The organism is Campylobacter sp. US42a, from assembly GCF_004379055.1.
In the GTDB taxonomy this organism is placed as follows: domain Bacteria; phylum Campylobacterota; class Campylobacteria; order Campylobacterales; family Campylobacteraceae; genus Campylobacter_D; species Campylobacter_D jejuni.
On record NZ_RYYK01000004.1, the window covers coordinates 1 to 21432 of the forward strand.

General features: G+C 32.0%; 17 protein-coding genes. 10 read left to right on the forward strand and 7 right to left on the reverse strand.

All coding sequences use genetic code 11. The annotated features are described in order from the left end of the window. Positions 1 to 176: 176 nt before the first annotated feature. The 3 genes from ELQ10_RS04565 to ELQ10_RS04575 all read right to left on the reverse strand — a co-directional run bounded on the left by ELQ10_RS04565 (position 177) and on the right by ELQ10_RS04575 (position 4497). The gene (locus tag ELQ10_RS04565) at positions 177 to 1223 is read right to left on the reverse strand and encodes a type II asparaginase (RefSeq protein WP_011812681.1); all 1047 of its coding nucleotides are present in this window, start codon (positions 1221 to 1223) and stop codon (positions 177 to 179) included. An 84-nt stretch (positions 1224 to 1307) separates the two neighbouring features. Continuing rightward, on the reverse strand, positions 1308 to 2879 hold the full coding sequence (recJ, locus tag ELQ10_RS04570) for a single-stranded-DNA-specific exonuclease RecJ (protein WP_044305655.1): 1572 nt from the start codon (positions 2877 to 2879) through the stop codon (positions 1308 to 1310). Further along, complete coding sequence (locus tag ELQ10_RS04575) at positions 2866 to 4497, reverse strand: CTP synthase (RefSeq protein WP_002860871.1); 1632 nt, start codon at positions 4495 to 4497, stop codon at positions 2866 to 2868. The genes recJ and ELQ10_RS04575 overlap by 14 nt, the downstream gene beginning before the upstream one ends. A 118-nt stretch (positions 4498 to 4615) precedes the next feature. Here ELQ10_RS04575 and thyX point away from each other — a divergent pair, with 118 nt between their 5' ends. Beyond that, positions 4616 to 5239, forward strand: coding sequence for an FAD-dependent thymidylate synthase (gene thyX, locus ELQ10_RS04580; protein ID WP_002860160.1), 624 nt, complete (start codon positions 4616 to 4618; stop codon positions 5237 to 5239). A gap of 119 nt (positions 5240 to 5358) precedes the next feature. Continuing rightward, positions 5359 to 6744, forward strand: coding sequence for a cation:dicarboxylase symporter family transporter (locus tag ELQ10_RS04585; protein ID WP_134250269.1), 1386 nt, complete (start codon positions 5359 to 5361; stop codon positions 6742 to 6744). 38 nt (positions 6745 to 6782) lie between these two features. Here the strand turns inward: ELQ10_RS04585 and ELQ10_RS04590 are convergent, their stop codons facing one another. Both ELQ10_RS04590 and purB read right to left on the reverse strand, forming a co-directional pair. Beyond that, positions 6783 to 9152 carry a ribonucleoside-diphosphate reductase subunit alpha gene (locus ELQ10_RS04590; RefSeq protein ID WP_002888402.1) on the reverse strand — a complete coding sequence of 790 codons (2370 nt, stop codon included), beginning with the start codon at positions 9150 to 9152 and terminating at the stop codon, positions 6783 to 6785. A gap of 15 nt (positions 9153 to 9167) precedes the next feature. Continuing rightward, entirely contained in the window at positions 9168 to 10496 is a 1329-nt protein-coding gene (gene purB, locus ELQ10_RS04595) for an adenylosuccinate lyase (protein ID WP_002865088.1), read from the reverse strand. A 77-nt stretch (positions 10497 to 10573) separates the two neighbouring features. Here purB and ELQ10_RS04600 point away from each other — a divergent pair, with 77 nt between their 5' ends. From ELQ10_RS04600 to dsbI, 6 genes are all read left to right on the forward strand, one after another. After that, positions 10574 to 11476 carry an RluA family pseudouridine synthase gene (locus ELQ10_RS04600; protein ID WP_038401995.1) on the forward strand — a complete coding sequence of 301 codons (903 nt, stop codon included), beginning with the start codon at positions 10574 to 10576 and terminating at the stop codon, positions 11474 to 11476. Between the two features lie 111 nt (positions 11477 to 11587). After that, positions 11588 to 12466, forward strand: coding sequence for a fumarylacetoacetate hydrolase family protein (locus tag ELQ10_RS04605; RefSeq protein WP_014516878.1), 879 nt, complete (start codon positions 11588 to 11590; stop codon positions 12464 to 12466). 62 nt (positions 12467 to 12528) lie between these two features. Further along, positions 12529 to 13443 carry a cytochrome-c peroxidase gene (locus ELQ10_RS04610; protein ID WP_002865312.1) on the forward strand — a complete coding sequence of 305 codons (915 nt, stop codon included), beginning with the start codon at positions 12529 to 12531 and terminating at the stop codon, positions 13441 to 13443. Continuing rightward, positions 13433 to 15211, forward strand: a complete 1779-nt coding sequence (locus ELQ10_RS04615; RefSeq protein ID WP_002865311.1) for a methyl-accepting chemotaxis protein — start codon at positions 13433 to 13435, stop codon at positions 15209 to 15211. Before ELQ10_RS04610 ends, ELQ10_RS04615 begins: the two co-directional genes overlap by 11 nt. 105 nt (positions 15212 to 15316) lie before the next feature. After that, a complete protein-coding gene (dba, locus tag ELQ10_RS04620; protein ID WP_002779270.1) occupies positions 15317 to 15484 on the forward strand; it encodes a disulfide bond formation protein Dba in 168 nt (55 codons plus the stop codon). Between the two features lie 11 nt (positions 15485 to 15495). Further along, positions 15496 to 17022 carry a disulfide bond formation protein DsbI gene (gene dsbI, locus ELQ10_RS04625; RefSeq protein ID WP_002857705.1) on the forward strand — a complete coding sequence of 509 codons (1527 nt, stop codon included), beginning with the start codon at positions 15496 to 15498 and terminating at the stop codon, positions 17020 to 17022. 20 nt (positions 17023 to 17042) lie between these two features. On the opposite strand, the gene queC is transcribed toward dsbI, so the two are convergent. After that, the gene (queC, locus tag ELQ10_RS04630; RefSeq protein ID WP_002779268.1) at positions 17043 to 17717 is read right to left on the reverse strand and encodes a 7-cyano-7-deazaguanine synthase QueC; all 675 of its coding nucleotides are present in this window, start codon (positions 17715 to 17717) and stop codon (positions 17043 to 17045) included. Positions 17718 to 17792: 75 nt separating this feature from the next. Between queC and ELQ10_RS04635 the strand changes: the two genes are divergently transcribed. Together ELQ10_RS04635 and ELQ10_RS04640 are read left to right on the forward strand one after the other, a co-directional pair. Further along, positions 17793 to 19019 carry an HD domain-containing protein gene (locus tag ELQ10_RS04635; RefSeq protein ID WP_002853125.1) on the forward strand — a complete coding sequence of 409 codons (1227 nt, stop codon included), beginning with the start codon at positions 17793 to 17795 and terminating at the stop codon, positions 19017 to 19019. A gap of 91 nt (positions 19020 to 19110) precedes the next feature. Then, entirely contained in the window at positions 19111 to 19635 is a 525-nt protein-coding gene (locus ELQ10_RS04640; RefSeq protein WP_002857701.1) for a YagU family protein, read from the forward strand. Positions 19636 to 19646: 11 nt separating this feature from the next. Here the strand turns inward: ELQ10_RS04640 and ilvD are convergent, their stop codons facing one another. Then, positions 19647 to 21323, reverse strand: coding sequence for a dihydroxy-acid dehydratase (gene ilvD / locus ELQ10_RS04645; RefSeq protein ID WP_002857690.1), 1677 nt, complete (start codon positions 21321 to 21323; stop codon positions 19647 to 19649). Positions 21324 to 21432 lie beyond the last annotated feature (109 nt).

The following is a 21432-nucleotide window of genomic DNA, read 5'->3' on the forward strand; positions in this document are numbered from 1 at the left end:
AGGATTAAATAATATAAATATTTGTGTAAGTATTTATATAAGTATTTGGTGGGTTGAAAAATGGGGGTTATATTTTAATGATAATAAAAAATGCAAGATATAATATACTATTATTAGGATTAAAAGGCTTGACTTAGGGAAGATAATTTCCCTAAGTTTAGAAATATTTAAAAAATTTAATATTTTAAAAAATACTCTTGAATTTTTTTAGGATCACTTGTTTTTGTAAGCGCTAACATAAGTAAAACTCTTGCTTTTTGAGGATTCAAATCTTCAGCACTAATAAAACCTAATTTTTCATCTGAATCACTCACAGCAACACGACCTGCTACAACCCTTGAACTTACAACAACATTAAGTCCTTTTTTCATAAGCTCTTTTAAAACATTTTTTTGATCTTCATGTATACTTCCTGCACCACTTCCTGCAACAACTATGCCCTTAGTTCCATGTTCAAATAAAGCTTTTGCAGCGACACCACTACCATCATTTGAATAGCTATAAAGAATATCTACTTTTGGCAAACTTGTGAGTTTGCTTACATCAAAAGGAGCGTTTTTTGTATGAGCTTTAATAACATTATTATAGAAAAAGACTTTACCATCTACTATATAACCCAAATCCCCAAAATCAGGAGAAGAGAAAGCATCAACATTTAAACTATGGGTTTTTACCACACCTCTAGCACTTAAAATTTTATCATTCATAGCTACCATAACACCCTTGCCCTTAGACTCTTTATCAGCAGCTAATGCTACAGCATTGTAAAGATTTTTTGGTCCATCTGCACTTATAGCAGTTGATGGACGCATAGCGCCAACTAAAACTACAGGCTTATCACTTTTAATGGTTAAATTTAAAAAATAAGCAGTTTCTTCCATAGTGTCAGTACCATGAGTTATAACCACACCATCCACCCCTTCGGCAAAAAGCTTATTGATTTCTTTAGCAAGCTTTAGCCAAATTTCATCACGCATATTTGAACTATCGATATTTGCTATTTGTTCCCCGCTAATATTAGCTAAATCTTGAATTTGTGGAACCGCTTTGATTAAAACATCTACACCAACAACCCCAGCTGTATAACCTGTTGTGGCAACAGCACTATCAATAGAACCTGCTATCGTTCCACCTGTTGCTAAAATAGCAATCTTTGGTTTAGCTTCTGCCATACATGCTCCTATAGATAAAAATACTAATACACACAATAGTAACTTTTTCACAATTCTCCCCTTGTTTGTTAAAATTTGTTTCATTAATGAAACTTATATAATATTAATAAATAATAAATAAAAATTTTATAAATTTTATAAAATTTCTTTAATAACAAATTGTGGAGTTACTAATCCTCTAAATTCATTCTTAGAAATACTTCCAAGCAAAGAAATATTTTGATTCAATTCTGGCTCTTTATCAAAATTAAAAAATAAAGCTTCTATGGTTTTATTTTCCTTGGTTAAAATAAGCTTTAAGTGTTTTTCATCTTTACCTAGAAGTTTTTTATTTTTTACACAAAGATTTTCTAAAACAAAAAAAGGTCGTGGATTTTTATGTCCAAAAGGTTCAAAAGATTCTAAAATTTCAAGCATTTCAAAATCAATTTCGCTAGGTTCTAAGATTCCTAAAATTTCATCTGTGTCCAAAAATTCACTTTCAGAAATTTGCGAACATTCTTTTTTGATTTTATTTTTAAATTGTTCAAAATTTTCAGAGTTTAAACTGATTCCAGCAGCACCTTTATGACCACCATAATTGCTTAATATAGTATTTGTCTTAGAAATTAAAGCTAAAATATCAATCTTGCCAACACTTCTTGCACTGCCTTTTAAGTGTTCTTCATTTTGAGAAAATACAAAAGCAGGTTTATTAAAATGTTTAGCTAAACGACTTGCCACAATCCCTAAAACCCCTTCATGCCAATTTAAACCCGATACCACAATACAAGAATCGTTTTCATCGATTTGATTTAAACTATCTTCAAAAAGCTGTTTTTCTTCATCTTTACGACTTTCATTAAAACTAACAATTTGCTCTAGATATTCTAAAGCTTTATTAAAATCTTTAGTGTGTAAAAATTCATAAGAAATACTTGCATCATCCATTCTTCCAGCACTATTTATAAGCGGAGCAATTAAAAATCCTATATTATCAAGAGCAAATTTATCCTTTTGATAATAATGCTTAATAGCCCGAAAAGCAGCTCTTTTAGATTTGTTAATATGATCTATACCACGCCTTACTAAAGCACGATTTAAATCTCTAAGCTCCATCATATCTGCAATAATTGCAATCGCCAAAAGTTCTAAAAATTTACTCATATCGTATTTAAGCTTGCAAACTTCTTTTAAAGCTGCTATCAAATACCATGCCACTTGAGCTCCACAAATTTCAATTTCTGGAAAATCACAATCTTTTTGCTTTGGATTGATAATGGCAAAAGCATCAGGCAAAACATCTTGAGGCATATGATGATCAGTGATAATCAAATCTATATTTTTTTCTTTACAGAGTTTGGCTGCTTCAAGAGCAGCTATTCCATTATCTACTGTTATTATTAAATTCACATCAAGTTCGTTGATAATCTCAGCATTTAATCCATATCCATCTTTAAAACGATTTGGAATTCTTACTATATAATCAAAACCTATATCATCGAAAAATTCTGCCATAATAACACAAGAAATGATTCCATCAACATCATAATCCCCTACTATGGCGACTTTCTCATTTTTTTCTACAGCTTCTTTGATGCGATTAGCTGCTTTATATGCATCCTTTAAACAGCATGGCAAAGGCAGATCGCAAAGTTTGGTATGCAAATCTTTTTCAAAGCGTGAAGCCAAAATTTTTTTAATTTCATTTTTATTAATTATCTTCATAGTTTATAGCTGCCTTGATAAAACCGCAAATCACAGGATTAACATGCTCAAGTCTTGATGTAAATTCTGGATGAAACTGCACAGCCAAGAAAAAAGGATGACAGTTAAGCTCAACCGCTTCGATCAATCCTTTGCTTTCACCACTTACAATCAAACCGTGTTTTTCAAAATCTGCTCTATATTTTGGATTTGCTTCATAACGGTGACGGTGGCGTTCTTTTACACTTTTTGCTTCATTATAAACCTTAGCCAAAAGGGATTTTTCCTTAATATCGCATTTATAAGCTCCTAAACGCATAGTTCCGCCTAAAGGAGTTTTTGCAGTACGAATTTGTTTTTCTCCATTTGTATCCATAAATTCATCAATCAAATAAACCACAGGATTTTGGCATTTCTCATCAAATTCACTTGAATTTGCATCTTTAAGTTTTAATACATTTCTAGCAAATTCCACCAAAGCAAGCTGCATACCCAAACAAATTCCTAAAAAAGGAATTTTATTTTCTCTTGCGTATTGAATGGCTTTTATCTTACCTTCTACACCACGATATCCAAATCCCCCCGCAACTAAAATTCCACTCACATCTTTAAATACTTCAGCACTTTCCATATTTTCAAGTTTTTCACTATCTACCCATTTTAACTCCACTTTAGTATCTAGGGCTGCACCTGCATGTATAATAGCTTCAGTAAGGCTTTTATAGCTTTCTTTTAAATCCACATATTTGCCTACAAAAGCGATTTTAACTTCATTGCTTGGAGCTATAACTCTTTTTACCAAAGAGTCCCAATTTTCCATATTAGGTTTTAAATTTTTCAAATCCAAAATTTCAGCAATAGGACTTAAAATATCTTGCTTTAAAAAATTAAGTGGAATTTGATAAATACTAGCCGCATCAACACTTTCTATCACACAATTTTTTTCCACCCCACAAGAAATAGCAATTTTATCTTTTAAATCCCTATCAAGAGCTTTTTCACTACGACAAATAATCATATCAGGACTAATGCCTATGCGTCTTAACTCGCCTACACTATGTTGAGTTGGCTTTGTTTTTAATTCCCCTGCAGCCTTGATAAAAGGTACTAGAGTAAGATGAATATTCATAGCATTATTTTTACCCACTTCCAAACGCAAAGCACGAATAGCTTCTAAAAAAGGCAAGCCTTCTATATCCCCAACAGTTCCGCCTATTTCAACGATGAGTATATCTTTGCCTTCTCCTGCTTTTTTAATGCGATCTTTGATTTCTCCTACTATATGAGGGATAACTTGAATGGTTTTGCCAAGATATTCTCCACGCCTTTCTTTTTCAATCACACTTTGATAAACGCGTCCTGTAGTAAAGTTATTATCTTGAGATAAACTCTCATCCAAAAAACGCTCATAATGCCCCAAATCAAGATCCGTTTCTGCTCCATCATCAGTTACAAAAACTTCCCCATGCTCAAAAGGACTCATAGTGCCTGGATCAACATTGATATAAGGATCAGCTTTTAAAATACTCACTTTAAGCCCTGAATTTTTTAAAAGTGTTGCAATACTTGCTGCGGCTATCCCTTTACCTAAAGAACTTAAAACTCCACCTGTTACAAAAATATATTTTGTTTGTTTCATTGATAATAAGCCTTATTTTTTTATCTAATTATAGCTTGATAAAACTTTTTATTTCATTAGAATTTTAAGTAAAAAATGCAAGAATTACAAAAAATATTTTTATCAAAAAGGAATAAGCATGCAAATCACTTTACTTTTTCACACTCCATTATCTGTTTGTTCTCATGCAACAAGAACTTGTTGGCAAAGCTTTGAAAAAGGCGATTGCGGTGGCGAAAAAGATAAAGAACTTATCGATCGCGTGGGCAATAAATTCAAACACGCTTCAACCTTAGAGCATTTAAACTATACTTTTTATATACAAGGGATTTCAAGAGCTTGTTTGCAAGAAGTTGCAAGACACCGTCACACTAGTCCTAGTGTAAAAAGCACGCGTTATACCTTAAAAGAACTTCGCAATGAAGGTGAGTTTAAAATAGGAGATTTTGAAAATGCAAGCCGTTATCTTGTGCTTTGTGGTAATGAAGAGGTTGATAACGCAAGCATTAAAGCCTTAGAAAATTTACGCACTATTTTACAAAAAAGCATTAGTCTAGATATAGCCAAATACTGCTTACCAGAAAGCTATAAAACCGAACTTACACTAACGATTAATGCAAGAAGTTTACAAAATTTTATATCTTTGCGTAGTTCAAAATCAGCTCTTTGGGAGATTAGAAATTTAGCAAATGCTTTATTTGAAGCCTTACCACAAGAACACAAATTTATATTTGAACATTGCCTACATAAAGATATAGAATAAATCATACTAATTTTATCTTATTTAAAATATTTTTATGCTACCATTTATAAAATCAAGCTTTATGCAAGTATATTTTCATATACCTTGTGCTTGATTATAGTTTCTTATAAGGACTTTTTATGGATAAACAATTTTTTCAAGATTTTCTAATGCTTTCACAAGCTCATACTATAGCTACTCTTGCTATACTTTGTGTTGTTTTTTACGCATTAAAAAAAATGCGGGATATAAAAATCAATTTTTCTCTTCGCATGCTATTTGCGCTTTTAATGGGTTTGGGGTTTGGTTTTGCTTTGCAATATTTGGCAAATTTTCCAGATGCTAAAGAAGCAAGCAATATTCTTTGGTATAGTGAAACAAAACATTGGTTTGCATTTGCAAGTTCTGTTTTTGTAGCTTTTATAAAAATGCTGGTTGTTCCTCTTGTAAGCATTTGCATTATAAAAGTAATTATAGAAATTGATAAAAATATCAAAATATCTTCCTTGCTTGGAATAAGTCTTTTTTGGATACTCTTTAGCACAGCCATAGCTGCAACCTTGGGTATATTTTTAGGTTATAGTTTTGATTTAGGAAGTAATTTTGCTATACATGAAGGAGATAAACAAATTCGCGAAATTCAAACTTTTTCAAATATTATACTAGGGCTAATACCTAGCAACATCATTACAGCTATTAATAAAGAAAATATTATAGCTATTGTCATTTTTTCTTTTTTTATAGGAATTAGTGCTAAAAAAATTTCTAAAAAAGAAGAGTATGAACAAGCCTTTAAAAGTTTTCATAATTTTATCCTAACCTTTTATAATATTATGATGAACATGACTGCTACAGTTATTAGATTTATGCCTTATGCTGTAGTTTGTATGATGGCTAATGTGCTTTTAAGCAATGGTTTTGAAGCTATCAAAACAGCTGGACTTTTTATAATACTTATTTATATGGCTATGTTTATAATGTTTGGGGTGCATTTTTTACTTCTTGCTTCACAAGGGTTAAACCCTATAAAATATGCAAAAAAAGCCTTTCCTGTATGGTTATTTGCATTTAGCTCAAGATCTTCTTTAGGCGCTTTGCCTATGACCACTTCAACTTTGCAAAATAAATTTGGAGTTAATTCAGCTATAGCTAATTTTGTAGCATCTATAGGTACAACAACAGGACTTAATGGTTGTGCGGGATATTTTCCAGCTTTAGCAGCAGTTTTTGTAGCTTTTGCTACACATACACATATTGATTTTACATTTGCTTTAATGATAGTTTTGGTAGCTGTTATTGGATCCTTGGGTATAGCTGGGGTACCTGGAAGTGCAACTATGGCAGCTTCTATTATGCTAGCAGGGATTGGATTTGGTAATAATTTTGTCATGCTAAGTTTGATTTTAGCCATAGATCCTATTATAGATATGGCAAGAACAGCAAGCAATGTCTCAGGAGCTATGACTTCGGCACTTTGTACTGCAAAAAATCTAAAAGCCCTAGATAAAGAAATTTACAACTCTTAATCTTTTAAAACCCAATGCTTTTCATTGGGTTTTAGTATTTATTGGCAACCTTCACATTCTATGCTGCGATCTGCAACATTGACTTTTTCACTATCAGGGCTTTCACTTCTTAGATAATAAGTAGATTTTACTCCAAGCTCCCAAGCGAGTTGATAAATTTCATTTAAATATCCCCCACTTGCTTTATCTAATGATAAAAAGATATTTAAACTTTGTCCTTGATCGATCCATTTACCACGCACAGCGGCAGCTTTTACAAGAATTTTTTGATCCAGTTCGTAGGCTGGAGTATAGTATTGCCAAGTATCAAGGCTTAAATTTGGCACAACTACAGGTATCATACCACTTAAATTTTGTTCAAACCACTTTCTTTTGTAAACAGGTTCTATAGTCTGCGTAGTACCCACCAAGATAGAAATAGAAGAAGTAGGTGCAATGGCCATCAAATAACCATTTCTCATACCATCTTTTTTAACTTTTTCTCTAAGTTTAACCCAGTCGCATTCACTTTGATCAAATAAGCCTTCTCTTAAAGTTAAAGCTTTAGCCTTAGGACTTGCTACATCAATAGGAAAAATCCCCTTACTCCAATTTGATCCTTCAAAATCTTCATAAGAACCTTTTTCAAGAGCTAAATTTGAACTCGCATTAATAGCCTCAAAGCTAATTTGCTCCATAATCTCATCGATTTTATTTAAATGCTCATCGCTTCCCCAATGAATCTTAGCCTCAGCAAGCATTTGTGCTTCACCCATGACTCCAAGACCTATGGCGCGAGATTTTAAATTTGTATCTTTTACTTTTCTATGAGGATAAAAATTTAAATCAATTACATTATCAAGCATACGAATAGCCGTTGGCACAACACGCTCTATATCTTCTTTAGTATATACTTTGCTAAGATTTATACTTGCTAAATTACAAACGGCTGTTTTTCCATCATTTTTATATTTTTCCACTATATAAACTTTATTACCATCAATGCTATCTAAAGTTGATATTTTTTTGGCTGGTTTTTCATATCCCCCATCGATCACAACCTTTTGCTCTTCATCAAAATGAAGCTCATCTCCATTTTCAAAAACTACTTTAATTTGATAATAATTTGGCTCGGTATTTTGAAAAATTTCAGTACATAAATTTGAACTTCTAATAATTCCTACATGAGCATTTGGATTTGCTCTATTAGCACTATCCTTAAAACATAAAAATGGCAAGCCTGTTTCAAAATAATTTAGCAAAATTTTCTTCCAAAGCTCTTTAGCTTCTACGATTTCTTTGGTAATGCTTTCATCTTTTTCATATTCTTCATAGCGTTTTTCAAAAGCCTCGCCATATAAATCACACAAATCCGCTGTATCTGCAGGATCAAAAAGAGTCCATTTATCATTAGCTCTTACTCTCTTCATAAAAAGATCATTGATCCATAAAGCAGGGAAAAGTTCATGAGCACGGCGTCTTTCTTCACCTGAATTTTTACGCAAATCGATAAAATCACTTATATCCATGTGCCAAGGTTCTATATAAACGGCTATAGCTCCTTTTCTGGTTCCTAGTTGATCTACTGCCACAGCAATATCATTAGTAATTTTCAAGAAAGGTATAATCCCTCCTGCGGCATTTTTATGCCCATCTATGCTTCCACCCATAGCACGCACTTTAGACCAATCCCAACCTATACCACCACCAAATTTAGAAAGCAAAGCCATTTCTTGGTAAGAATCAAAAATACCTTCAATATTATCAGGGGTTGATCCTATATAACAAGAACTAAGCTGATGGCGCGTTGTTCTTGCATTAGATAAAGTCGGAGTTGCAAGCATGAGTTCAAATTTAGAAATAAGATCGTAAAATTTCTTCGCCCATTCTTGAGGATTAAATTCATTCTGCGCTAAAAACATCGCAATGGCCATAAACATTTGTTGAGGAAGTTCTATAGGCATACCTTTACTATCTTTAATCAAGTATCTATCATATAAAGTTTTAATACCAAGATAAGTAAATTGCATATCGCGTTCAGGTTTAATATAAGCATTTAAATCATCTAAATCATATTTTTCTTTAAGACCAAGTAAAATTCTTCCTTCTTTTTCACCCTTTTGAAAATACTCACGCAAATGATTATAGCGATTCATACCATTAACTTTTTTATATAAATCAAATAAAAAAAGTCTAGCTGCAACAAAGGTCCAATTTGGACAATCAATATCTATCTTATCTACTGCAGTTTTAATTAAAGTTTTTTGAATCTCTTCAGTTGAAATTCCATCACGAAATTGAATCTTTGCATCAAGTTCAAGTTCGCTTAAATTCACACCTTCTAAATCTTTTACAGCATCAGAGGTGCATTTTTTGATCTTAGAAACATCCAATTCTTCTGTACGACCATTTCTTTTAATAACTTTCATTGCCTTCCTTGCTTTTTATTTAAATGTTCTTTTAAAAATTGCATCAACATTTTTTGTATAGTAGTTATAATCGAAACATTTTCTTACATCCTCTTCGCTCAAACTTTTTCTTAAATCTTCATCGCTTAAAAGCGCTAACAAAAACAAACTTTCATTTTTTTCATTGATAGCAGCCTTGCCATTTTGCAAATCTGCCCAAACTTTCATAGCGTTTCTTTGAACTATTTTATAAGCTTCTTCACGGCTAATGCCTTTAAATGGAAGTTCTAAAAGCACCCTCCCTGAAAATACAAGCCCGCCTGTAAGATTTAAATTTTTCATCATATTTTCAGGATAAACCAAAAGCTTATCAATCAAATTTGTAAGACGCATAAGCATAAAATCAGCCGTGATAAAAGCATCAGGCAAAATAAATCTTTCAACACTAGAATGAGATATATCTCTTTCATGCCAAAGTGCAACATTTTCCAAAGCTGGAGTTACAAAAGATCTAAGCACACGACAAAGTCCTGTGATATTTTCACTTAAAACAGGATTTCTTTTATGTGGCATAGCTGAACTTCCTTTTTGTCCTACACTAAAATACTCCTCAGCCTCATAAACTTCAGTTCTTTGAAAATGTCTTATGGCTACAGCGATTTGCTCACAACTTGAAGCTAAAATCGCAATAGCGGAAATAACCTGAGCATAACGATCTCTTTGGATCACTTGATTTGAAACAGGAGCGGCCTTAAGACCTAAATTTTTACAAACTTCTTCTTCAAATTCTAAAGGAGCATGAGCAAAATTTCCCATTGCACCGCTGATTTTTCCATAGCTTATCACTTCTTTTGCATGTTCTAAAAGCTCTTTTGCATGCGAAATTTCATCATACCAAATAGCTAACACCAAACCAAAAGTAATAGGTTCTCCATGAATTCCATGACTTCTTCCTACCATTAAGGTGTTTTTATGCTCCAAAGCACGCTTTTTGATCGCTTCTAAAAGCAAAGAAACATCTTCTAAAATAAGCTCCAAACTCTCTTTTATCTGTAAAGCAACAGCTGTATCTATACAATCAGAACTTGTCATTGCATAATGCACAAAACGACTCTCTTCTCCCAAACTTTCACTTACACTTGTAAGAAAAGCTATAACATCATGTTTTGTGGTTTTTTCTATTTCGTCTATTCTTGCAATATCAAATTTTGCATTTTTAAGAATTTTTTCGCAGTCTGTGTCATCAATGAGACCGAGTTTATTCCAAGCTTTTACAGCGGCTAATTCTACTTTTAACCACGCATCGTATTTTGCTTGCATGTCCCATTTTTTAGCCATGATTTCTCTGCTATATCTTTCAACCATCTTTGAAACCTTTTTAGCTATAATTTTATATTTTAAAAAACAGAAATTATATCAAATTATCCTAAGAAAGTTATTAAATGGCCTACATAAAAATAAAACTCTCAAACAATGGAAAAAAGGCGTTTCAAGTCCTTATGGAAAATTTAAAAATTAGCATAAATGAAGCACAAAAACTCATAGACAAAAAAAGACTTTTTTGTGATGGAATTTTAGTAGAAGAAAAGAATAAAATTTTAAATGGTTTAGTAGAGCTTATAGTCTATGAAAACAATCCCAAAGGAGTAGAAATTGTCTTTGAAAATGAAGACTTTGCCATACTTGAAAAAGAAAGTGGGATCTTAAGCCATCCAAATGGTAGACATTGCAAATACAGTCTTAGTGATGAAATTTGGCATCTTTGGGGAAAAGAAGCTTGCGTAGCACACAGGATCGATAAAGAAACGAGCGGACTTATACTTATAGCCAAAAATAAAAAAGCTCAAATTGATCTTAAAAGCTTGTTTGAAAAAAAACTAGTTCAAAAAGAATACCTTGCTCTAGCTCATGGAAAAATAGAAGAAAATTTTATAGTTGATAAAGCTATAAATTTAACTAAAAACTACGATGATGTAAAAACAAGAATGCAAATTTGCAAAGAAGGAAAACAAGCTATCACTGAATTTGAAATTTTAGAATACTTTCCTAAAATCAACGCTACTCTTTTACTTTGTAAACCCTTAACAGGCAGACAACATCAAATAAGAGTGCATTTACACTATAAAAATCATACCATTTTAGGCGATCCACTTTATGGGCTTAGCAAACAACAAATCGAAAGTATTTTAGATGAAAAATTAAATCCTAAAGAACGCTTAAAACTTACAGGTGCCTTGCGTTTGTGTTTGCATTCTTATCGTTTGAAATTTCAATATAAAAATCAAAATTTTGATATCAACTCAAAAATAAACATAAAAGAAATTTTCAACAATTCCATAAAATAAAATGATGTTTCACTACGCTACAATCAATCACTTTTTTACCAAATTTTAAAACAAAAAAATAATTCTTGCTAAAACTTTAAGTATAATTAAATAAAAAAGCGAGATTTTCCAATGAAATTTGTTAATTTTATACAGGGTCAAAAAAACAATCTAGGAGTACTAAATTCTAGTGGAAAAATTGTAAGTTTTACTGATCTTGGCATTGAAACTAACGATATGAATGAATTTATTATCTATTTTGATAAATTTAAACACAAGCTTACAGACTTGGATTCTAAAATAGCCTATGAAATTCCAAAAGAAAATTATCTAGCCCCTATTATAGAACCTCGCCAAGATATTATATGTCTTGGGATTAATTTTTTAGATCATGCCAAAGAATCTGCCAAATTTAAGGGTGAAAAATTTGAAGAAAGAGAATATCCTGTATATTTTGGAAAACGCTGCAATCAAGCTACGGCACCTTTTGGCGATATACCTTTACATGCAGATGTAACTTCTCAGCTTGATTATGAATGTGAGCTTGCATTTATTTTAAGTAAAGATGCTTATAAAATCAAAGCTAAAGATGCAAAAGATTATATCTTTGGCTATACTATTATCAATGAAATTTCAGCTCGCGAACTTCAAAAACGCCACAAACAATTCTACCGAGCAAAAAGTCTTGAAGGTAGCACTATAATGGGACCTTATATCACAAGCGTAGATGAAATTTCTTATCCTCCTAAACTCCAACTTCAAAGCTATGTCAATGATGAACTACGCCAAAACTCTAACACTCAATTGTTTATTTTTGATATTGCTTATGTCTTAGAAGAACTTAGCGCAGGCATGCTTTTAAAAGCTGGAAGTATTATATCTATGGGAACTCCTAGTGGAGTAGGTATGGGGTTAAATCCACCTACTTTTTTAAAATCAGGAGATAAAGTACGTTGCGTCATAGAAAATTTAGGAGAACTTTGCAATAAAATAAAAAATATCAATTATTAAACAATTTACTAAATTACACTATAATGGCATTTTAAAAACTTAAATTAAGGCAGAAATTTACCATGAAAAAAATAATAATGATTTTATGTTTATCTTATGCAAATATAGTCTTTGCAGTAGATATGATAACCCCTATTCCAAATTCCATCTCTTATGATAAAGAAAAAGCTAAACTTGGAAAAAGTCTTTATATGGATAAAAGTTTATCCAAAGATGGAAAAGTTTCGTGCAATACTTGCCATAGGCTTGATCAACACGGCGTTGATGGACTTGAATTTTCAATAGGAGTTGATAATCAACTCGATAAACCCTTTAACACTCCTACAACCTTTAATTCTGTATTTAATTTTGTGCAATTTTGGAATGGTAGAGCTAAAGATTTAGCAGAACAAGCTACAGTACCTTTTTTCAATCCTAAAGAAATGGGGCTAAGTCCTGAACTTCTTTTACAAAAAGTTAATTCAAATGAAAATTATGTAAAAACTTTTAAAAAACTTTATGGAGAAGTTACGGTAGAAAACATAGCTCTTGCAATCGCCGAATTTGAAAAAACCTTGATCACTCCAAATTCTCCTTTTGATCGCTATCTTAGCGGGGATCAAAATGCTATTTCAGCTCAAGCTAAAAAAGGTTACGAAGATTTTAAAGCTAATGGCTGCATCTCTTGTCATCAAGGTCAAAATATAGGTGGGAATATGTTTCAAAAAATCGGTATTTTTGAAGAATACCCAAACCAAGAAGATTTAGGGCGCTATGAAATCACAAAAAGAGAAGCTGATAAAATGGTATTTAAAGTTCCTAGTCTTAGAAATATAGCCAAAACCGCACCTTATTTTCATGATGGATCTATACCTACTTTAGATGCTTGTGTTCAGTTTATGGCTTACTATCAACTAGGAAAATTTTTAGATCAAGAAACAGTTGACAATATAGTTGCATTCTTAGAAAGCTTAACAGGAGAATATCATGACAAATAAAAAAAGTTCATTTTTGATAAAATTTATTATTTTATCTACACTAGTTTTAGCTTTCATTCTTGTTTTATTAGGTATTATTTTTAATAACTATTCTTCATCTAAAGATAATAAAGAATTGATAAACATAGTTCAACAACTAGAAATTTCAGATGAAAAAATCAATTCTGTTTTTCAAAATAGTTTTAATTTTATCAACTACGATCCAAGTGTTCAAGCAATAAAAAAAATGCAAGAAAACTTTACAAAACTTAAAACTTTTGGGATTGACATAAACAAAGCAGAAGAAATTTTTAATGCCAAATTAATCCAGCTTAATTATTTTAAATCCGCAAATTCCATAGCAGTAAATTCAAAACTTTATTTATTTGAACTAGCTAAAAATTATTTTGAAGAATTGGAACAAAACCATGAAACAAATAAAAACAACTATAAAACAATGAGTTCTATGTTAAGCGTTCTTTCAACTGAAAATATTTTACAAAAAACAACACTAAATCAACTCAACAATCTTATGAAAGAAATCAAAAATGATACAAAAAGTGAAAATTTACAACTTTTTTTAAAACACTATAACATGATTGTAAAGCAAATTTCTATTATGCAAGATAATTCTTCTATTTATGAGAATAATTCTCTCATGAAAGAGTTAAAACAACTTAACACTTTTACCCAAAATACTATAGAACAATCTAATTTATTTAAATTTTATATCGCTTTAGCAGTATTTGGAATTACTCTTGTATTATTTGTATTTTTTATTTTATTAACACTAAAAAAAGTCATCATGCCAATTCATACTTTAGAAAAACTAAGCGCTAATTTAGCTAGCAAAGAAGCCAATCTACACTCTCGTTTAAATATAGATCCAAAAAGTGAGCTTGGACAAAGTGCTCAATATATTAATTCATTTATTTCCACCGTTCAAAACTCAATCATAGAAGCCATAGAAAATGCTAAATCAAGTCATCAAAATTCACAAAAACTCAAAAACAACTCTATGATGCTTGAAAACAGCTCTAATTCGCAACATGAACAAATTCAAGGAGTTAAAGAAATCACTCATGTTTTAGATGATCATATCAATCTTGCGGGAAATTTAGCACAAGAAAGTATAGAAAATATGCAAGATATGCACATACTAATGGATAAAGTAGAACTTACTCTATCTGAACTTGTAAATTTAATAAATGAAAACAATGAAAAAGAACAAAATATAGTAGCCAATATGGACAATCTAACCCAAAGTGCGGATAATATTATAGAAATCACAAACTCCATTAAAGACATAGCTGATCAAACTAATTTACTTGCCCTAAATGCAGCTATTGAAGCTGCAAGAGCAGGCGAACATGGGCGTGGATTTGCTGTTGTAGCCGATGAAGTTGGACAGCTTGCTGATAAAACAAGTAAATCTCTTTTAAACATCAATGCTACTGTTAATACTATAGTCCAACAAATCAATGACAACAAAGCCTTAATGGATCTTATCCATGATTCTATGAAAGAAACCTCTTCAAAAACCAATGATTTACAACAAGAACTTGTAAATTCTATGCATAAATTGGAAAGCTCTATAGAATCAACCCAAACCATGAAAGATAAAAGCATGGAAGTAAAAGATAAAATGCTTATCTTAGGAACAAATATAGATAAAGTTAACGAACTTGCAAATTCTGTTAAAGATTTATCATGTGAAATCAATAATATCTCTCAAAATGTTCTAAATGGTGCCTCTAAACTCTCCGAAAAATTAAGTAGCTTTCAGTAACTTTTTTCACGTTAATTTAACTTAACGTGAAATTTCAATAAAAATTTTATTTTTAATTTATGTTTTTCAAGTAAAATTAGCAGTTTTTATTTCAAAGGAGATACTATGGAGTTTCTTGAACTTTTATTAGTTTTAATCGCCTTGATACTGATTATCAAAAAACCAGAAAAAGAAAATTTGGCTTTTGGTTTGGTAATGGTAGCTTGGCTTTTAATGGTTTTTTTCTATGTTGGCCACAAAACAGGCGCACTATTAACAATAATGAATCTGTAAGGAAGGGCTAAATGAACGAAATCAATAAAACAAAAAATTTCTACACACTAATGTGTTTAGCAGGCTTTTTGATTATACTCTTGCCTGTAGGTATTGCAAATTTGATATTTGGTTATATGTTGGGCGATAGTCCTTGCACGCTTTGCTGGGGACAAAGAGAAGCAATGATCTTTATCGGTGTAATGGCGCTTTTCATTGTTCGTTATGGTATGAAAGGTAAATACCTTGCTGCTCTTTTAATCATGACAGCAGTAGGGCTTTATCAATCTTTTGCTCACTATGGTAATCACGCTCATAGAGATTTAGATCAAGGTTTTGGTTTAGCAGTTTTTGGTATCCATACTTATTTTTGGGCTGAAGTAGTATTTTGGGCTGTTGTATTGCTCTTAGGTGTGATTTTTGCTTTTGCTCCTAAATTTAATGCTTTTGAAGCTGAACTAAATGGAGAAAAGTTTAGAAAATATACTAAATTTAGCTTTGCAGCAGTTTTAATCAGTGCTATCATCGTAGCATCAAATGTTTTCCAAGCCTTTGTTAGCACAGGTATTCCTCCTTATGTAGGACAAGGCGATCCTGTAAGATTTAGTTTAAATCCAAAATACATCATTTGGAGTAAAGAAGGTTGGAATGGTTTATGGCAAAATATTTCTTTCTTAGGAAAACGCGATGTTAAAGCTCCTGATTATGCTTTTGCACCTGCAAGTGAAAAACTTGGCATAAAATTTGATAATGATATCAACAATGCTCCATTTGCAAAAATCAATGATGAGCTTAAAATCACAAATGAACAAACCATAAATTTTGACAAAGCCATCAATACTCTTGATTATATCAATAACGAATTTGTAGCAAGTTCTAAATGGGATGTAGCTTTCTTAGATAATAATTTTAGCGTTAAAGAAGGTTTTGAACTTGATCCTTATTTTTCAGCTTCTATCGATCCAATCATCGGTATCATACCTTATATGAACGATAAATTCATTCTTATGGGCTCAAACAAATCTTTCTTAAGATTTGCAAAAAATCCTAATGCAAGTGAAGAAGATATCGCTAAACAATACGCTGACTTTGTAAAAGGCAATGATAAATTTAAAGGTCAAGGCGAAAGTTTAGGTCGCGGAAGACTTGATACTGTAAGAGCGAAATTTAACCATGTAGCAAGCATGAGCACAGATGGAAATTATCTTTATCTTGCAACTGTTCCAAACAACAAAGACGCTAAAACTTTTGTAATCTCTAAAGTTTCTTTAAAAGATCGTGTTCTTTCAGGAGAATTTACTCCAAAAGCAAATCTTAAAGAAGGTAAAACTTTAGGCGATCTTTATGTAACTTCTATGACTTTTAAAGATGGGGAAATTTATGCACTTAGCAAAAATCACAATGTGATTGCCGTAATTGATCCAGTCAAAGAAGAAGTAGTGAAAACTATCGCTTTCCCAAGCTCTATCACTAATGCTAGAAGCATTTTCTTTAAAGATGGAAAAATCAATATTCTTTCTTATCAAGATGGAGCAAACAAGCTTTATACTTTAAATTAAGCTTTAAGTCCTAGTGAAAACTAGGACTTATATTTAATCTTATCTTTAAATCCTGCTTTTTCAAAACCTCTTAAACGAAGCAAACAACTATCGCACTCCCCACAAGCTTCATCTTCACTCTCATAACAAGACCAAGTAAGTTCTAAAGGTACATTTTCTTTTAAGGCTAGTTCTACAATTTTAGCTTTGTTTAGTCTAACAAGCGGAGTTTTTATACAAACTTTGAAATTCTTACTCGTACCTTCATTGATAAATTCTTGTGCCTTTTGTATAAACTCATCAGTACAGTCAGGATAACCACTGCCATCTTCTTCTACCACCCCTATAAAAATACTCTCACAATTTTCCTTTTCAGCCAAAGATCCTGCTATACTTAAGAAAATTCCATTGCGAAAAGGCACATAAGTGATAGGTGGAGTATCGCTTGTACAAAGCTCATTTTTAGGGATGTCTATACTTTTATCGGTTAAGGCATTGCCCCCTATATCTTTGATAAAACTCACATCTAAAATATAAGATTTTTCTACTTTTAAAGCCTTGCAAATTTGCTTAAAACATTCTTTTTCTTTTTCTTGAGTGCGTTGTTCATAGTCAAAATGCAAAGCGATGATTTCATAACCTTCTTTTTTGGCCAGATAAGCACACAAAGTACTATCCATACCGCCACTTATGATACAAAGTGCTTTTTTACTCATTTTTATCCTTAAATTTGCTATAATTTCACAATTTTAACGAAAATTTTTAAATTTAAATTGCAAAAAGGCAAAAGCATGATAAACATAAAACTCATAGAACACATTTTTAAAGCCGCTTCTATCAGTCGTTGGAATGATTATCCAAGAATGGCAAATTTGGTTGAACTTGACAAACAAGCTCATAAATTCATCATCGCATATTTTATCGCTAAAATGGAAAAAGATGTGGATATGAGAGTGATTATAGAAGGGGGAATTTTTGAGTTTTTAAGTCGTGTTGTGGTAACTGATATACGCCCTGATGTGTATCATGAAATCGTGCGTCAAAAAAAAGCTGAAGTTAATGCTTGGGTTTTAAGCAAAATCGAACCTATGATAGAAGATATAGAAGATGGGGAATTTCTAAAGCGTTTTGAAGCGTATTTAAACGGTAATGCTTATGCTAAAGAAAGACTTATCTTAAAAGCAGCTTCATATTTTGCTACAAGATGGGAATTTAACATAGTTTATCAAACCTCAGCTTTTTTAAATGATATTGATGAGATTAAAAACAAAGTTGAAGAAGAATTAGAAGATTACTATGAGCTTATAGGAGCTAGAAAAATCGCTTTAAATCAAAAAATAGCCAAAATTATTGATCTTAGCGGAAGACTTCGCTTTCAAAAACGTTGGGCTCAAACTCCACGCATACCAGAAACCGCGGTTTTAGGACATATGCTTGTGGTGGCGATTTTAGGATATTTTTACTCACTAAAAATCAAGGCTTGTGATAAAAGACTTGAGAATAATTTTTATTGTGCTTTGTTTCATGATTTGCCAGAGTCTTTAACACGTGATATTATCAGCCCTGTAAAATACGGCATTGATGGACTTCATGATATCATAAATGATTATGAAATGAAACTTATTAATGAAAGAATTTTACCCTTTGTACCTGAGGGTTTAAGGGCTGAGTTTTCTTATATTTTAGGCATTAGAGAAGGTAGAAACGGTGAGTCAAATTTTGTAAAAAATGAGTTTGAAAATCGCACTTATAAAAATGCTAAAATCGAGCTTTGCAGCGGAAGTTTAAGCTCTTTTAATGAAAATGAATTTGGCGCTATAGATGGTAAGGCGCTTAAATACTGCGATAAAATTGCTGCTTATATAGAAGCAGGACTTAGTATAAGTTATGGTGTAAAGTCTAAAGAACTTGAAAGTGGTTTTTTAGGAATGCATGAGTTTTTTAAAGAAAATCCTACCATAGATGGGGTGAATTTTTTTGAAATTTGCGAAAGTTTAAGAGAATATTTTAAAATTTAAATAAGATTTTTATACTCCTATTTTCAATATGTTTTAAATAAAAATATTATAAATTCAAATTTTATTTTGTATAAAACACAAAGGAGTTATTATGAAAAAATACTTTCAAAAGCGCTATACTTTAGCCTTTTTTATAGGTATATTAGCGGGTATTTTCGGAGCTATTGTTAAATGGGGTTGGGAAGTACCTTTTCCTCCAAGAAATCCCAATGTTTTTTGGCCAGCAGATGCTTTAGAACGTGTTACTCCACCTAAAATTTTTCTAGAACAACTAGGCTTACCTACTGATTGGACTTATATGTTTTCAGGTATGCAAATGCCTTTGTCAATTTTTATAGTACATGTCGGTTTTTCTATTATTTTTGGAGTGGCTTATTGTATGATAGCGGAAAAATGGCACCGTATTACTATGTGGCAAGGTGCAGTTTTTGGATTTTTTGTTTATCTTTTTGCCCATGTTATTGTAATGCCTTTAATTGCAGAAGTTCCACCACTTTCTGAAATTCCTTTTGATGAACACCTGTCTGAAATTTTTGGCCATATTGTTTGGCTGTGGGGCATGGAAATAGTTCGTAGAGATATAAGAAATCGTATAACCAAAGAAATAGAAGAATGAAAGGAAACCTTTCATTCCATATCTAAAACCGCACCTTTACTAGCATTGCTAACAAGTTTTTGATACATTCTAAGCCATCTTGAAGACACCTCTTTTTGAGGCAATGCAAATTCTTTTTTACGTTTAGCAATTTCTTCTTCACTTACATTTGCATGGATAGTATAAGCATCCACATCAATTTCTATTTCATCTCCATCTTTTAAAAGTCCTATAAGACCACCTTCAGCTGCTTCAGGGGAAATATGACCGACGCTTAAACCCCTTGTAGCCCCACTAAAACGACCATCGGTGATTAAAGCTACATCAGCACCTAAACCCATACCCATTAAAAGTGAAGTAGGACTTAACATTTCTTGCATACCAGGACCCCCTTTTGGACCTTCATAGCGTATTACACAAACATTTCCTTTTTGCACCTTGCCTTTGATAATGCCTTTTATAGCTTCATCTTGAGAGTTAAAACAAACAGCTTTGCCTTTAAATTTTCTTTCTCCGATTATTCCTGCGGTTTTTATAACGCAACCTTGCTCGGCTAAATTTCCAAACAAAATGGCAAGCCCACCTACTTTTGAGTAAGCATTATCTACTTTACGAATGATATTTTCATCTTTGATTTTGGCATTTTTTAAGCGTTCTTTGAGACTTTCTCCTGTAATGGTCAGTGCATCAAGTTCTAAAATATGTCCTTGTCTGCTTGAAATTTCAGCCATAACTGCACTCACACCGCCTGCTTTGTGGATATCATCCATATAAACACTATTTAGCGATGGGGCTATTTTTGCTATGTGTGCAACTTTGCTTGAGATGAAATTTAAATCTTTAATGTCTAGTGCTACCCCTGCTTCACGCGAAATGGCAAGCATGTGTAAAACTGTATTGCTACTTCCACCCATTGCCATATCTACTACCATAGCATTACGCACAGCTTTTTGAGTGATGATATTACGAATTTTAAAACGTTCATCTAGGGCGATTTCACAAATACGACGCGCTGCTTTTCTTAAAAGCTCTTCTCTTTCTTTACTTAAAGCTAAAATGGTTCCATTGCCTTCTAGTGCTATACCCATAGCTTCGCATAAGGTATTCATAGAATTTGCTGTAAACATTCCCGAACAAGATCCACCACTTGGACAGGCTGAACATTCTATATCTTTAAATTCTTCTTCACTAATTTTTTTGGATTCATAAGCCCCTACAGCTTCAAAAACAGAGCTAAGGCTGATCTTTTCTCCTTTTTTGGTTACTCCTGAAGCCATAGGCCCACCACTTACAAAAATGGTTGGAACATTGACCCTTAAAGCTCCCATTAACATACCAGGAGTAATTTTATCGCAGTTTGGAATACAGATTAAAGCATCAAGTTGATGAGCATTCATCACTGTTTCAATAGAATTTGCGATAAGTTCACGACTTGGTAAAGAATAAAGCATACCTTCATGTCCCATAGCTATACCATCATCTACGCCTATGGTATTAAACTCAAAAGGTACGCAACCATTTTTGCGTATCTCATCTTTAATGATTTTAGCATAATCATTTAAAAAATAATGCCCTGGGATTATATCTATATAGCTATTTGCTACACCTATAAAAGGTTTGTCAAAATCTTCATCTTTCAAACCACAAGCACGAAGTAAAGAACGATTAGGTGCTCTTAAATGTCCTTTTTTTATCGCATCGCTTCTCATTGTAACTCCTGATAATAATTTTTTAAAATTATATTTAGCAAAACTTAATTTTTGTGAAATTTATTTTGATATACATTTTCATAAATGATAAAAATTATTAATTGACAAA

What these genes read in the sequence shown, in the direction of transcription:
- recJ (WP_044305655.1), bottom strand. Translation starts at nt 2,879, where the DNA reads ATGAAGATAATTAATAAAAATGAAATTAAAAAAATTTTGGCTTCACGC.
- ELQ10_RS04575 (WP_002860871.1), bottom strand. Translation starts at nt 4,497, where the DNA reads ATGAAACAAACAAAATATATTTTTGTAACAGGTGGAGTTTTAAGTTCT.
- thyX (WP_002860160.1), top strand. Translation starts at nt 4,616, where the DNA reads ATGCAAATCACTTTACTTTTTCACACTCCATTATCTGTTTGTTCTCAT.
- ELQ10_RS04585 (WP_134250269.1), top strand. Translation starts at nt 5,359, where the DNA reads ATGGATAAACAATTTTTTCAAGATTTTCTAATGCTTTCACAAGCTCAT.
- ELQ10_RS04590 (WP_002888402.1), bottom strand. Translation starts at nt 9,152, where the DNA reads ATGAAAGTTATTAAAAGAAATGGTCGTACAGAAGAATTGGATGTTTCT.
- purB (WP_002865088.1), bottom strand. Translation starts at nt 10,496, where the DNA reads ATGGTTGAAAGATATAGCAGAGAAATCATGGCTAAAAAATGGGACATG.
- ELQ10_RS04600 (WP_038401995.1), top strand. Translation starts at nt 10,574, where the DNA reads ATGGCCTACATAAAAATAAAACTCTCAAACAATGGAAAAAAGGCGTTT.
- ELQ10_RS04605 (WP_014516878.1), top strand. Translation starts at nt 11,588, where the DNA reads ATGAAATTTGTTAATTTTATACAGGGTCAAAAAAACAATCTAGGAGTA.
- ELQ10_RS04610 (WP_002865312.1), top strand. Translation starts at nt 12,529, where the DNA reads ATGAAAAAAATAATAATGATTTTATGTTTATCTTATGCAAATATAGTC.
- ELQ10_RS04615 (WP_002865311.1), top strand. Translation starts at nt 13,433, where the DNA reads ATGACAAATAAAAAAAGTTCATTTTTGATAAAATTTATTATTTTATCT.
- dba (WP_002779270.1), top strand. Translation starts at nt 15,317, where the DNA reads ATGGAGTTTCTTGAACTTTTATTAGTTTTAATCGCCTTGATACTGATT.
- dsbI (WP_002857705.1), top strand. Translation starts at nt 15,496, where the DNA reads ATGAACGAAATCAATAAAACAAAAAATTTCTACACACTAATGTGTTTA.
- queC (WP_002779268.1), bottom strand. Translation starts at nt 17,717, where the DNA reads ATGAGTAAAAAAGCACTTTGTATCATAAGTGGCGGTATGGATAGTACT.
- ELQ10_RS04635 (WP_002853125.1), top strand. Translation starts at nt 17,793, where the DNA reads ATGATAAACATAAAACTCATAGAACACATTTTTAAAGCCGCTTCTATC.
- ELQ10_RS04640 (WP_002857701.1), top strand. Translation starts at nt 19,111, where the DNA reads ATGAAAAAATACTTTCAAAAGCGCTATACTTTAGCCTTTTTTATAGGT.
- ilvD (WP_002857690.1), bottom strand. Translation starts at nt 21,323, where the DNA reads ATGAGAAGCGATGCGATAAAAAAAGGACATTTAAGAGCACCTAATCGT.